We start from the raw sequence: 12,326 nt of genomic DNA, 5'->3' as shown, positions 1-12,326 counted from the left end.
GCGCTGCCAAATGTCAACAGATCCTGAGGATCGACCTCGAGCGTTCTGAAAGCGACGCGGGCGTAGCTTTTTGCCATTATTCCGAAGTCAGAGACTTGTGTTGGCACGAGCCCGTTGCGAATCTGCATCAACAGACAATGGCAGGGGACTAAGCGCAATGATTTCGGCCGTGCAAGGACGTTTTGCCAACCTCGGTATGGCGAAAAAACTGGGTGTCGGGTTTGTACTGGTGCTGCTGTTGACCGCACTGGTAGCGGCCATCGGCGTATGGTCCCTGCAAACCATCAGTCAGCGCTTCGACGGGCTCAAGCAGATGTCGTCGCTCAACAGCGGTTTGCTCAAGGTTCGCCTGCTCGAGCAGGAATACGCCTTGCACGGTAATCCGAAAACCGTGGACGCCTTGCACGCCGGGGTGGACGCTCTGATCGCTCTGGCGACCCAGCTCAAGGCCCAGTCAGCGGCCAACGTGCCGGTCATGAATGATGTCGAGCAATCTCTGGGGGCTTATCGCAAGGCTTTTGACGAGTTCGTCTCGCTGAGTCAGGCCAAAGACCTTGCGCTGGAAATGGCCAGTTGGTCGGTATCCAGCGTGGCCAATAACCTGGACGTGCTGCAGGCCGGGCTCACCGATGATGGTGCCTATACCTTGAAGGAATCCGAGGGCAAGGACGGCGCGCAATTCATCGAGCAGGCCAATCAGGTCAGTCAGGTATCGCGGCTGATGTTGCAGGCCATGAACGAAGCGCGCGTACGCCTGGACCAGAGCCGCAAGGGCGACGACAGCGGCGGGCAGGGCAAGATCGAGCAGGCCGATCAGGCGCTGACCCAGGCCGAGCAACTGAAAACCACGATCAAGGATGAGGGTTACCAGACCGTCCTCAATGAAGTGTCCGGTCACATCGCCGGTTTCAGTGAAAAACTCGCCGAGTACACCGGACTGTTGGCAGAGGAAAAAACCGTCTACGAGCAACTCCACCAGCGCGCCGCTCAAGTGGTGGAACGGGTGGATCAGGCCTACGTTGCCGAAGACCTGTCGATGCAGGCAGAGCTGAAAAAGAACTCGCTGTTGATCATCGGTTCTTCGGCACTGGCCTTGCTGGTGGGGCTGATTGCTGCGTGGGTGATCACCCGGTTGATCGTCGCGCCGCTGCGCAGCGTAATTGGTGTTGCTCAACGGATCGCCGCGGGCGATTTGAGTGCAACGATTGAAGTGACACGCCGTGATGAGATCGGCCAGTTGATGCAAGCCATGCAGCAAATGGGTGCAGGGCTGAGCAATATCGTCAGTGGTTTGCAGGCCGGTATCGAACAGTTGGCAAGCTCTGCTCAATCGCTATCGGCGGTAACCGAACAGACCAACCTTGAAGTCAGCAGCCAGAAGGAAGAAACCGAGCAGGTCGCCACCGCGATGAATCAGATGACCGCCACGGTGCACGACGTCGCACGTAACGCGGAAGAGGCCGCCCAGGCGGCGCAGACTGCCGACGACAAGGTCGAAAGCGGTCAGCAGGTGGTGCGTCAGAGCATGGCGCGGATCGAACAATTGGCGGACTCGGCCACCTCGGCCAGTTCCAGCATCGAAAGCCTCAGTGCGCAAATCCAGAACATTGGCACGGTACTCAGCGTGATCAAAAGCGTTGCCGAGCAAACCAACCTGTTGGCGCTCAATGCGGCCATCGAGGCAGCTCGGGCCGGCGAGCAGGGCAGGGGGTTTGCGGTGGTAGCCGATGAAGTTCGGGCGTTGGCCAGGCGAACCCAGCAATCAACCGAGGAAATCGAACAGCTGGTCAGTGCCTTGCGCTCGGCGGCGCAGTCGTCGGTGCAGCAGATTCAGAGCAGCGGCGAGTTGGTGAAACTGGCGGTGAGCGATGCATTGCAAACCGAGAGCGCGTTGGGAAGCATTGCGGTAGCGGTGTCGTTGATTCAGCAGATGAACCAGCAGATCGCAGCGGCTGCGGAAGAGCAGAGTTCAGTGGCCGAGGAGATCAATCGCAGTGTCACCAGTATCCGCGCCAGTGCGGATCAGTCGTCGCTGGCGATGCAGGGCAATGCCGCGTCGAGTATTGAGTTGGCGCAGCTGGGGGGGGAGCTGAAGGGGATGGTGGGGCATTTCAGGCTCTGAGCAATGCAGGACTCAAGGCTAATGCCAGTTAGTTAAGCGCCGCAATTCATGTGGGAGCGGGCTTGCTCGCGAAGAGGGAGTGTCAGTCAACCTCAATGTTGACTGTGCCGCCGCCTTCGCGAGCAAGCCCGCTCCCACAGGTGCTGCACCTTAACTGACCGGCATTAGGGCTCAAGGCCCCATTGCCCATCGTCGGCAAACGGCGCGCAAAAAAAAGCCACCTTTCGGTGGCTTCGTTGTTTGTTCTGATCAGTCGTAGATCACTTTTTTCTTCCAGTCGGCATCAGCCTCGACGTCTTTGAGGCCTTCAGTCAGTTGGTTCATCTCGCCTTCCACCGGAGCGATCTTGTCCATGACCTGGGCGTTGGCGCGGGCCAGGAGTTTCTCCAGGTATTCCAGCTGTTCAGCGTAAATCTGCGGTTCCTGTTGCTTGCGCAGGTATTGCACGCCGCGTTCGAAGGCCAGACGAGCCTGGCCGGGCTGGTTCTGTTGCAGAGAATGCTGGCCCAGGTTGTTGAAAAATTCGATGTGCAGCAGCACCAGGATGTGACGGACCTCGCGGACCCAGCGCTTGGCTTCGTTGGGCGGCAGGAAACCGTCCTGTGCCGCGCGGGTGATCTGGCCATGCAGGGCTTCGAGCAAAAAGCGCACGTCTTTGGCTTTGGCTTCGGTCTGGATCGGTGCCGGCGGGTTGTTGACCGGGATCGATTCGCCCTGGGCGACGAGGGCACTCAGCTCGGCAATCCGTGCCTTTAAGGTGCTGTTGGATTTTTCCAGGTTCAGCAGGCGCTGGCAGACGTTCAATTCAAGACGGGTCAACAGCAGCTTGAGGGGCGGTGTCATCAGCTGACCGGGGAAGGTCTCGGTGATTTCACCGCAGCGACGCAGGCGGTCATTGAGTTCAACCTTGGTGCGGGCCTTTTCCAGCTTATTGTTCTCCACCACATGGTTCATGTAGCCAATGGCGATCAATAGTGCGATCCCGGCTACGACTAGCAGGGTGATCATGAGTGGTGTCACCGGTAAGACCTCTTTTATTAGGGTTCGCGTGCGAGTCGAGTGTAGTAGCTTGGCATTTGGGCGCCTAGGGTCGCTCGACGAGTTGAATCGGCAATGGCTCTGCTTATATCGGCCGTAACGCTGCATAGATAAGTAAATAGCGTGCGAGATGCACATTGCCATCATCCGGGCCGGACTATAGCGCCTTGCTGGATGCCAGAATATAGGCGCCAAAGGTCAGTCGACGGAAAAGCCTCAAACGCTGCTGAAAGCAGGGCGAAGTCATTGATTTAAATAAATTTATATCTGGGGGTTGACGACCCTTCAATCCATCCATAGAATGCGCGCCACTTACAGCGTAAAGCACACAGCGAAACGCGGTAGGGAGTGAATGTTGTACGTGTGTCCCCTTCGTCTAGTGGCCTAGGACACCGCCCTTTCACGGCGGTAACAGGGGTTCGAGTCCCCTAGGGGACGCCAATGCGGGAATAGCTCAGTTGGTAGAGCACGACCTTGCCAAGGTCGGGGTCGCGAGTTCGAGTCTCGTTTCCCGCTCCAGTTTTAAACGGCTTTGCTTTCGGGCAGGGCTGAGTGAAACCAGAACCAAATCTTCGGATGCGGATCTGGGCACCGAAACACACACCATGTGTTCCGGGCAGCGTGTCCCCTTCGTCTAGTGGCCTAGGACACCGCCCTTTCACGGCGGTAACAGGGGTTCGAGTCCCCTAGGGGACGCCATTTGCGGGAATAGCTCAGTTGGTAGAGCACGACCTTGCCAAGGTCGGGGTCGCGAGTTCGAGTCTCGTTTCCCGCTCCAAATTCAAAAAAACGCCGCTCATTGAGCGGCGTTTTTTTATGCGCGTTATTTGTCATTTTCATTGATTGGAATAAAAACCTTCGGGTAATGCCAGTCAGTTAAGGCGCTGAACCTGTGGGAGCGGGCTTGCTCGCGAAGACGGCGGCACAGTCAACATTGATATCGCCTGACACACCGCCTTCGCGAGCAAGCCCGCTCCCACATGAATTGCGCTTAACTGGTATTACACTCTCAATTTCCGAGGCTTTGCACCAGGCTTTCGAGCGCTTGCGTGGTTGTATCCTCCAGCGCCGGTTGCGCTGCCACCGCTCTGAGTTGGCAGGTCAAACGGTATTCGCTGGGCGTGCAGTTGACGAACTGCTTGAAGGCGCGAGCGAAGTAGGACGGGTCCTTGAAGCCGGCCTCATAGCCGATGCTGGTAATAGGCATCTGGCTATTGTCGAGCAGTTCCTTGGCGAAGCTCATGCGCTTGTCCAGGATGTAATCGGTGAAGCCAACGCCATTGGCTTCCTTGAACAGTCGGCTGAAGCGAAAGGTCGTCATGCCGCAGCGCTTCGCCAAATCCCTCTGATCGATGCTGTCCCGAAAGTGCTGATCGATGTACAGCATGATGTTGCTCAGCGCCTGGTGTTTTTGGTGCCCCGAGGTCAACCGGATGCTGTCCGGCAGGGTCGGGGAGTGATCGATCAGCGATGTCTGGCCCTGGCCGTTGGCATTTCGGCGCAACTCGCACAGCTGCACCACGGCCGTCAGGTAACGCTTTCTCTCGTTGGATGAGAACGGCAACACCATGTATTCCCAGACACTGGAACGCATGGCCCATACCGCCAGTTCTTCCGAGTGTTGCACAGTGAACATGGTGATCGGGATGGTGGGCGTTGTGCGTTTGATCTCCAGCAACAGCCTCAAGCCCGGCGTGTCGGGGCGATCAAAATGGATGCAGATCATGTCCGCCTGTTCCCCGATGGGCAGCGCGGAATTTTTCGCCAATTTGCAGTCGCAAGCGCTCTCGAACTGCGCGATGAGTTCCTTCGTGGAATGATCGTGGGTCAGATCGAACCACAGTAGCGATGGCCTTCTGGTCAAATTGGACGTCATGTCTCTACTCTGGGGTTCTTAGCGCCGCTCTTCGCTGAGTAGTATTGTCAACGTGCACTGACTTTGCAGATTAAATGCTTATAAAGAACTGATACTTTAGTTCTATACGCTCTATATTTCGTTGCAAAGCCGTTACACCCAGTTGTTTGTTAGCGTGGATCGATGTTCCGAGCCGCAACCGCTCGTCGCTTGTGAATCAACGGCAATCGCATTCGCAAGTCATTTCCTTTTTTTACCCTTCCGTTCCTGCCAAAAGCCAACGACCGATAGTTGGCATCCCCCGCAAAAAAGTCCTAGTGATGTGCAAAATCTTCCTAACGCCTATGCCTTGCCCCTGACTAGGGTTGCATCAGGCAGTTCAGAACGTACTGCCCCTCGGAAGAACAACTTTAGTGAGGTGTGCAAAATGACTCTGCAAACAATCAAGGCTTCGGTACTGAAGTTCGCCAAAGACGAAGACGGTCTGACCATTGTGGAATACGCAGTGGCGGGTGGGCTGATTACGGTACTAGTTGCCGCTGCGTTTGTTCTTTTGGGCGGCGCCGTGAATACCAAGATCAGGGCGCTGTGCCAGGCCGTCAATGGCAACGTTGCGTGCTGATAAAGATAACTTGCCGTGTGGGGGGGCGGCGATCTCCATGAAAGTAGCTGGTTGTTATTGCTTCTCCGGTAAAGCAACCGAATAACCGAATGGATTTCGCGCAGCCCCCGCCGACCTAAGTTTCTGACCCTGGCAACCGCTGAAGTGAGGTACCCAAAATGAATGTGCAAACAGTAAGAGCTTCGATAAGCAAGTTCGCCAAAGATGAAGATGGTCTGACCATTGTGGAGTACGCGGTGGCCGGTGGGTTGATTACGGTATTAGTTGCCGCTGCGTTTGTTCTTTTAGGCGGCGCAGTGGATACCAAGATCAGAGCACTGTGCCAGGCCGTCAACGGCAACGTTGCCTGCTAACGATAATTCCCGTCAGGGGAGACGCGCCATGTCCATGGAATTGCTAGTGTCGACAGTTGTACTGCTAGGACTGCTGGGCGTCGCGGTGGTGAGCGATCTGCTTCGCCACCGTATTCCCAACATGCTGGTTCTATTGGGCCTTGCCCTGGGATTGGCCGGTCAGACTTATGTAGGTGGTATCAGCGGATTGGGTGACAGCGTGTTGGGCATCCTGATCTGTTTTGGGCTGTTTCTGCCCATGTACGCCGTGGGAGGCATGGCCGCCGGTGACGTCAAGTTAATGGCCATGGTCGGCAGTTTTTTACCCGTTCATTACGCGTTGTGGGCTGCCTTATTCAGCCTGATTGCCGGCGGCGTCTGCGGTTTCCTGATCGTGCTGTTTCGCGGTCAATTACTTCAAACCCTGGGACGCTATTGGCTGATTGTGAGGGCGCAGGCTTATCTGGCGCCTACATCGGATGAAGTAGCCGGCAAACCTTTTCCTTATTCGATCGCCATCCTGATCGGCACTTTAAACAGCGTCTACTGGCAACTTGTTGCCGGCGGATTGGGAGCTTAGTCATGCACGTCATCGTCGATAGTGATGCCTACCCCAGCGATCGGGAAGCGGTGCAACGACTGGCGCCTCAGCCATGCACCATCCGCGAAACCGGTCTGACCGACAGTTTTCTTGGTGACTTGGTCTGCAAGCACCTGCATGACGCCGGCGTGCTGGACATGTCGCGGCTGGTAGAGCGCCTGGCACTGACTGGTGCAGTACTGGAAGAAGTCCTGGCGTTTCTGCGCAAGGATGGCCGTGTCGAAGTGCTGGGCCAGATGGGGCCGCAATCGACGGGTGGGCAGATGATGCGTTATGGCCTGACCGAACGCGGCCGCAGCGCCGCCCGCGATGCCCTGTCGCGCAGTGGCTATATAGGCGCGGCACCGTTCCCGGTGAGTACTTACCGTTCCCTGATCAAAATCCAGACCATTCACCACGGTCGCATCAACGCCGACGATATGCACAGGGCCCTCACGGGCGTAGTGCTCACCGAGGGGATGCTCGATCAGTTGGGTGTGGCACTGAACTCCGGGCGCGCGATCATGATTTATGGCCCCGCGGGTACCGGCAAGACATATGTCAGCAGTCGGCTGATTCGTCTGTTCGCCGAAGCGATCTGGGTACCTTATGCCATCGTCATCAATGAGTCGGTAATCGAGATCTATGACCCGCAGGTGCATCAGCGTCTGGATGACAACAGTCAATCGAACAATCTGATGCTCAACGAAGGGATCGACCGTCGACTGTTGTGCTGCAAACGTCCGATCGTTATCACGGGCGGCGAGCTGAGCATGGAACAGCTGGACGTTCGCTATGACCCCTATACCCGTCAATACCAGGCCGCCTTGCAGCTCAAGGCCAGTAATGGCCTGTTCATCATCGACGACATGGGACGCCAGCGCATGGCTCCGGCCGAGCTGTTGAATCGCTGGATTGTACCCATGGAAGAGAAGCGTGACTTCATCAATCTGGGCGGCGGTCGGCATTGCGAGCTGCCGTTCGATTTGGTTCTGGTGTTTTCAACCAACCTCAATCCCCTGGAGCTGGCCGATGAGGCCTTTCTTCGCCGGATTGGCTACAAGCTGCAGTTCGGTTACCTGAAGCCTGAGGAGTACGAAAAGATCTGGCGTCAGGAAAGCGAGCGCCTGGGCATTCCTTTTGACCCGCTGCTGCTGCGTTATGTATTGCAAAGGCTTTATGCAAGTGAAGGCATGCCCCTGGTGCCTTGCCACCCCCGCGATCTCCTGAACATGGCCCTCGACCGTCAGCGTTACCTGGGCGGTTCCGGAGCCCTGTCGCCGCAGGAGCTGGAATGGGCCTGGCACAACTATTTCGTCCAGCTCGACTTTCTTTGAAGCGGAGATACTGACATGAGCTCTCGTACTGTTTCCCTGATAGGCATTTCTCTGGTCATGGGCCTTGGGGCTGCATGGATGGCCGATTCCTGGCTGAGCGCACGGCTCAATGCCACCCCCGATGATCACCTTCGAAGTGTAGTGGTCGCCACGGTAGAAATTCCCTTCGGGCAGATGGTCGAGGCTCAGCAAGTCACGACCGTACGCATGCCGATGGACACAATTCCGGACGATGCTCTCGATTCAACCGACAAGGCCGTGGGCAAGATCGCAACGTTCGACATTTTGCGGGGCGACGTGATGCGCGGCGCACGCCTGAGCGAGCATTTGGGCGGCAGTACCCTGGCTTCTCTGATTGCACCAGACAAACGCGCCATCTCGGTACGAGTAGACGATGTAGTGGGGGTGGGCGGGTTCCTGTTGCCGGGTAACCGCGTCGATGTGCTTGCGACCAAAACCACGAGTGCTGGCGGTAACAACGCCACGTCCAGAACTATCCTCGAGAACCTGCGCGTGTTGGCGGTGGACCAGACGGCAGGTACCGACAAAACCCAACCGGTGGTGGTGCGTGCGGTAACGCTGGAAATGTCGGCTACCGAAGCGGAAACCCTGGTGACAGCGCAGACAGAAGGCAAGCTGCAACTGGCGCTGCGCAATCCGCTGAATCTCGAGAAAAAAACCGCCGCCATCCCACCTGCCGCTCCGCCAGTCATGGCCGTGGCCACCGCTACGGTGCCAAAACGCGTGGTACAGCGCAGCAATGGTGAGCGTGGCGGGGCTATCACCATCATCCGCGGGATTGAAACCAAAGTAGTCAACATTCGCTGACAGAACGCAACAGGCGCCTGGACACCCAGGTATTGGCGGAGCCGATCCGGATCAGTTTCGGTAAATGAGGGCTTGATGATGAATCTTCGAATTCAGCAGCCGTTCACTGGGACGCCAAGGCGCCAGGAAGGTTCGGTGAGCGTATTGATGGTGATCGCGTTGGCGGTGATGTCCATGCTGGCGGCATTGGCTCTGGACGGCGGACACATGTTGCTGAACAAAACGCGCCTGCAGAATGCGGTGGACGCCGCCGCGCTGAGTGGCGCCAAAACCCTGAGCCAGGTAGCAGGCGCTGCCAACTTTGCCAGCACGACGCGATCTGCTGCGCTCGATACGCTGTTGCAAAATGCCAATGCCGCCGGCAACAACGAATTGTCCACGGCTGTTGCCGGTAATCCAGGTGCATTTGCGGTAGTGGAACTGTCTGACAGGGTCTATGGCCCGTTCTCTTTTCCTGGCCCGACGGATGCCAAATACGTTCGGGTATCGGTATCGAACTATAGTCTGACGGGGTTTTTCTGGGGCTTCGTTCAGTCATTCGGTGTGCTAGGGGACAAAGCGGTGGCGGCGATCGCCACTGCAGGCCCCAGCCCTACCAGCCCGTGTGATCTTGCCCCGCTGATGATCTGTGGCGATGCGACCCAATACGACCCTGACGCCGGTATGTTCTGGGGCTTCCGGTTTGGTGATTTGCAGGTATTGAAGTCGGCGGCTGGCAATTCGTCCGCCATTGGCCCAGGCAACTTCCAGTTGCTCGATTTCGGCTCGGGCGGCAGTACGGTCAGGCAGGATCTGGCTGGAGGTGGCTCGGTCTGCCGCAATGTGGGAGAGAACGTCCAGACCTCTCCCGGCAACATGGTCGGCCCTGCGTCTCAAGGCCTGAATACGCGCTTTGGCATCTACAACGGTCCGGTCAGTGCTTCGAACTATCCGCCAGACCTGGTGACCGCGTCCAGCAACCCTCAGATTACTTACAACGATTCAGTTACCCCGGCACAAGCGCAATACAAGGGGCAGCCTGTCACATCGAGCGATGGCAATCTTACGGCGGGTGGCGAGGCGATAATGGATTACAACGACTGGCGTGCAAGCGTGGCCGCGTGCGTGGCAGGGACTGGCAGCGGCTGTGAGAGCAATGGAGTGTTCGAGCGCCGGATGCTGAAAATCGTGGTGGGTGAATGCACTGGGAAACAGGGCGGTTCAACCTCGATTCCTGTCCTGGGTTTTGGCTGCTATTTCGTGGTGCAGCCCATGAACGGGGGCGGCACGGAGGCGCAGATTTTCGGACAGTTTGTGAAAGAGTGCGAAGGTGACAACGTGTCCGGTCCTAACCCGATGAACGATTCCGGCCCGCAGATCATCCAGCTCTACAAAACCTATCTCAACAGCGGCACTCCGAGCACTGACTCGTAGGAGGGGGCGTCATGAGACTTTACACGTTTAATCAGCCGCAGCGCCAGCAAGGCCTGGCCCTGGTGGAATTCACCCTCGTGCTGCCGTTGTTGCTCCTTCTGTTGCTGGCTTTCGGCGAGTTCGGCCGCATGCTCTATCAGTACAACGTGTTGCTGCAGGCCAGCCGTGATGCCGACCGTTTCGTCGCCAGTCAGGCCTGGAACTCGACGCTCGGCGCTGTCTCGCTGAGCAGTACGCTACAGACCCAGACGAAAAACGTCGCCGTCTATGGCGTGCCTGCAAATACCGGGACCGCGGTGGTGTCGGGGTTGACGACCGCGAACGTAGTGGTCGCCGCGGTGGGCCTGGACCATGTGCGGGTCACCATCACCTATACGTTCTGCCCGGTGATTGGCAGTGGCAATTGCACCGGCTCGATTCCGGGTTTCTTCGGTAATCCGATTGCGCTGAGCATTCCGCTGGTCGCCACCACTGTCATGAGGGCACTGTGATGAATCGCAAACGCATGCGCGGCACCTATGTCGTGGAATTCGCCATCATCGGTATGCTCGTATTCACGCTGTTGTTCGCCGTATTGGAAATGGGCCGCCTGTACTTCACGGTCAATGCGCTGGATGAAGCCGCGCGGCGGGGTGCACGCCTGGCGGCGGTGTGCGATATCAACGATGTGAAAGTGTTGCGGCGGGCGATCTTTAATGCCGCGACCGACGCCGGTACTAGCCAGCTGATCACCAACTTGAACACCAGCAACCTGACGCTGACCTACCTGGATGCCAACGGCGCTTTGGTCGCCAACCCCGGCGATACGAGCGGCAGCAATGGCTTTCGTGCCATCCGCTATGTCCAGTTGAACCTGCAAAACTTCGTTTTCAATCTGTTCATTCCCGGGTTCGGCGTGCCCATTACCCTGCCTACATTCAGGGCAACCTTGCCACGCGAAAGCCTTGGGCGTCATTCCGATTCCGGGGAGATCACACCATGCTGAATACCAAGGAAACTCCAGTCGCCACTTCGACCGGCAAAGCCGGGCTCCGGTTGCTGATCAGCAGCCGCGATGCCAACTCTTTGCGCGATCTGCAGAGTGTCTGCCAACGCATGCCTTGCCTGGAGGTGAGCACTCGCCTGGTGAGTAATGGACATGTCGACCCGCTCTACGGCCTGGACCGGATGCCCGATCTGCTGCTGTTACGCGTCAGCCACCTGTGGCGTGAAGAGCTGTCGGCGTTGTTGCAGCGTCCAGCCCATGAACGTCCACCGATGTTGGTGTGCGGTCTGCTGAGCGAGCAGGAAGGCATGCGCCTGGCGATGCAGGCCGGCGCCCGTGACGTGCTGCCCGAACCCATTGCCGAGACCGAGCTGGTTGCTGCCTTGAATCGTCTGGTTATGGAGGTTCGGACCGGCAGTGGAGCAGAAGGCAAATTGATCGCCGTGATGAGCGCCAAGGGTGGCTCCGGCGGAACCTTGCTGGCCTGCAACCTGGCCCAACAGCTTAGTGCCAAGGGCGGCAGTACTCTGTTACTGGACATGGACCTGCAATTTGGCAGCGTGACCCATTACCTGGATGTGGCGCAGACGCACAGCCATCTGGAGGTGTTGCACCAGATCGACGGTATGGACAGCGTCGCGTTACGAGGTTTTTGCAGTCACTTCAGCCCGACCTTGCATGTGCTGGGTGGCCGGGCCGGTGAGCTGTGTCTGCCGCAGGATGCCCAGCCCGAACAGCTTGATGCTCTGTTGAAGCTGGCCCGCGCCAGCTATGACTGGGTGGTAATCGACCTGCCGCGGCAAATCGACCACCTCACTGGCTCCGTGCTGGAGCAGGTGGATCGGGTGTACGTCGTGGTGCAGCAGAGCGTCAGCCATCTGCGCGATGCCAGCTCCCTGGTGCGAATTCTTCGCGATGACCTGGGTGTGCGCGGCGATCAATTGCAGATCGTGGTCAACCGCTATGACAAGGCAGCCGCCATCAGCCTCAAAGACATCGGCGAGGCGCTGCGCTGCACGAATCTGTCGAAATTACCCAACGACTTCAACCTGGTCAGCCAGAGTCAGAACACTGGCGTGCCGTTGGGGCTGCATGCGCCGAGGGCAGCGATTACTACCGCTCTGCGCGACATGACCGAGGACCTGGTCGGTCAACAAGTAGCCGGGAACAAAGGCTTACTCAAACGCGCCTTCAACCGTTTTTTCGGGGGATGA

General features: G+C 57.7%; 12 protein-coding genes, 4 tRNA genes and 1 pseudogene. 15 read left to right on the top strand and 2 right to left on the bottom strand.

Annotated elements, in window-relative coordinates:
* Nucleotides 1-157: 157 nt before the first annotated feature.
* Together PMI36_RS32430 and PMI36_RS32425 are read left to right on the top strand one after the other, a co-directional pair.
* A pseudogene (locus PMI36_RS32430) lies at nt 158-1,213 on the top strand (methyl-accepting chemotaxis protein); the annotation flags it as partial.
* A 27-nt stretch (nt 1,214-1,240) separates the two neighbouring features.
* Complete coding sequence (locus PMI36_RS32425; protein WP_443216690.1) at nt 1,241-2,122, top strand: methyl-accepting chemotaxis protein; 882 nt, start codon at nt 1,241-1,243, stop codon at nt 2,120-2,122.
* A gap of 249 nt (nt 2,123-2,371) precedes the next feature.
* Here the strand turns inward: PMI36_RS32425 and PMI36_RS19810 are convergent, their stop codons facing one another.
* Nucleotides 2,372-3,130 (bottom strand): hypothetical protein, encoded by a 759-nt coding sequence (locus tag PMI36_RS19810; RefSeq protein ID WP_032830258.1) that lies wholly within the window; start codon nt 3,128-3,130, stop codon nt 2,372-2,374.
* 395 nt (nt 3,131-3,525) lie between these two features.
* Between PMI36_RS19810 and PMI36_RS19815 the strand changes: the two genes are divergently transcribed.
* From PMI36_RS19815 to PMI36_RS19830, 4 genes are all read left to right on the top strand, one after another.
* Nucleotides 3,526-3,601, top strand: a tRNA-Glu gene (locus PMI36_RS19815).
* A 2-nt stretch (nt 3,602-3,603) separates the two neighbouring features.
* Nucleotides 3,604-3,679: transfer RNA gene (locus PMI36_RS19820), tRNA-Gly, on the top strand.
* Between the two features lie 104 nt (nt 3,680-3,783).
* A tRNA-Glu gene (locus PMI36_RS19825) sits at nt 3,784-3,859 on the top strand.
* A gap of 3 nt (nt 3,860-3,862) precedes the next feature.
* Nucleotides 3,863-3,938 (top strand) — tRNA-Gly (locus tag PMI36_RS19830).
* Nucleotides 3,939-4,169: 231 nt separating this feature from the next.
* Here the strand turns inward: PMI36_RS19830 and PMI36_RS19835 are convergent.
* On the bottom strand, nt 4,170-5,036 hold the full coding sequence (locus tag PMI36_RS19835) for an AraC family transcriptional regulator (protein WP_008070256.1): 867 nt from the start codon (nt 5,034-5,036) through the stop codon (nt 4,170-4,172).
* Between the two features lie 406 nt (nt 5,037-5,442).
* Between PMI36_RS19835 and PMI36_RS19840 the strand changes: the two genes are divergently transcribed.
* The 9 genes from PMI36_RS19840 (at nt 5,443) to PMI36_RS19880 (ending at nt 12,326) form a co-directional block, all read left to right on the top strand.
* Complete coding sequence (locus tag PMI36_RS19840) at nt 5,443-5,637, top strand: Flp family type IVb pilin (RefSeq protein WP_008070254.1); 195 nt, start codon at nt 5,443-5,445, stop codon at nt 5,635-5,637.
* Nucleotides 5,638-5,795: 158 nt separating this feature from the next.
* Nucleotides 5,796-5,990, top strand: coding sequence for a Flp family type IVb pilin (locus tag PMI36_RS19845; protein ID WP_008070252.1), 195 nt, complete (start codon nt 5,796-5,798; stop codon nt 5,988-5,990).
* Between the two features lie 28 nt (nt 5,991-6,018).
* Entirely contained in the window at nt 6,019-6,549 is a 531-nt protein-coding gene (locus tag PMI36_RS19850; RefSeq protein WP_008070249.1) for an A24 family peptidase, read from the top strand.
* A gap of 2 nt (nt 6,550-6,551) precedes the next feature.
* Nucleotides 6,552-7,886, top strand: a complete 1,335-nt coding sequence (locus PMI36_RS19855; RefSeq protein WP_008070247.1) for a hypothetical protein — start codon at nt 6,552-6,554, stop codon at nt 7,884-7,886.
* 15 nt (nt 7,887-7,901) lie between these two features.
* Nucleotides 7,902-8,714, top strand: coding sequence for a Flp pilus assembly protein CpaB (gene cpaB / locus PMI36_RS19860; RefSeq protein ID WP_008070245.1), 813 nt, complete (start codon nt 7,902-7,904; stop codon nt 8,712-8,714).
* Between the two features lie 75 nt (nt 8,715-8,789).
* Nucleotides 8,790-10,127: a TadE/TadG family type IV pilus assembly protein gene (locus PMI36_RS19865; RefSeq protein WP_008070244.1), complete on the top strand. Its 1,338-nt coding sequence runs from the start codon at nt 8,790-8,792 to the stop codon at nt 10,125-10,127.
* Between the two features lie 11 nt (nt 10,128-10,138).
* Nucleotides 10,139-10,618: a TadE/TadG family type IV pilus assembly protein gene (locus PMI36_RS19870; protein WP_008070241.1), complete on the top strand. Its 480-nt coding sequence runs from the start codon at nt 10,139-10,141 to the stop codon at nt 10,616-10,618.
* The gene (locus PMI36_RS19875; RefSeq protein WP_008070240.1) at nt 10,618-11,112 is read left to right on the top strand and encodes a TadE/TadG family type IV pilus assembly protein; all 495 of its coding nucleotides are present in this window, start codon (nt 10,618-10,620) and stop codon (nt 11,110-11,112) included. Before PMI36_RS19870 ends, PMI36_RS19875 begins: the two co-directional genes overlap by 1 nt.
* A complete protein-coding gene (locus PMI36_RS19880) occupies nt 11,106-12,326 on the top strand; it encodes an AAA family ATPase (protein WP_008070239.1) in 1,221 nt (406 codons plus the stop codon). Before PMI36_RS19875 ends, PMI36_RS19880 begins: the two co-directional genes overlap by 7 nt.

The organism is Pseudomonas sp. GM79 (genome assembly GCF_000282495.1).
Lineage (GTDB): Bacteria > Pseudomonadota > Gammaproteobacteria > Pseudomonadales > Pseudomonadaceae > Aquipseudomonas.
Note: the sequence above shows the minus strand (reverse complement) of the source record. Positions and strands in the feature narration are given on the sequence as shown.

What these genes read in the sequence shown, in the direction of transcription:
- PMI36_RS19845 (WP_008070252.1), top strand. Translation starts at nt 5,796, where the DNA reads ATGAATGTGCAAACAGTAAGAGCTTCGATAAGCAAGTTCGCCAAAGAT.
- PMI36_RS19865 (WP_008070244.1), top strand. Translation starts at nt 8,790, where the DNA reads ATGATGAATCTTCGAATTCAGCAGCCGTTCACTGGGACGCCAAGGCGC.
- PMI36_RS19850 (WP_008070249.1), top strand. Translation starts at nt 6,019, where the DNA reads ATGTCCATGGAATTGCTAGTGTCGACAGTTGTACTGCTAGGACTGCTG.
- PMI36_RS19875 (WP_008070240.1), top strand. Translation starts at nt 10,618, where the DNA reads ATGAATCGCAAACGCATGCGCGGCACCTATGTCGTGGAATTCGCCATC.
- PMI36_RS19855 (WP_008070247.1), top strand. Translation starts at nt 6,552, where the DNA reads ATGCACGTCATCGTCGATAGTGATGCCTACCCCAGCGATCGGGAAGCG.
- PMI36_RS19880 (WP_008070239.1), top strand. Translation starts at nt 11,106, where the DNA reads ATGCTGAATACCAAGGAAACTCCAGTCGCCACTTCGACCGGCAAAGCC.
- PMI36_RS32425 (WP_443216690.1), top strand. Translation starts at nt 1,241, where the DNA reads ATGCAAGCCATGCAGCAAATGGGTGCAGGGCTGAGCAATATCGTCAGT.
- PMI36_RS19840 (WP_008070254.1), top strand. Translation starts at nt 5,443, where the DNA reads ATGACTCTGCAAACAATCAAGGCTTCGGTACTGAAGTTCGCCAAAGAC.
- PMI36_RS19835 (WP_008070256.1), bottom strand. Translation starts at nt 5,036, where the DNA reads ATGACGTCCAATTTGACCAGAAGGCCATCGCTACTGTGGTTCGATCTG.
- cpaB (WP_008070245.1), top strand. Translation starts at nt 7,902, where the DNA reads ATGAGCTCTCGTACTGTTTCCCTGATAGGCATTTCTCTGGTCATGGGC.
- PMI36_RS19810 (WP_032830258.1), bottom strand. Translation starts at nt 3,130, where the DNA reads ATGATCACCCTGCTAGTCGTAGCCGGGATCGCACTATTGATCGCCATT.
- PMI36_RS19870 (WP_008070241.1), top strand. Translation starts at nt 10,139, where the DNA reads ATGAGACTTTACACGTTTAATCAGCCGCAGCGCCAGCAAGGCCTGGCC.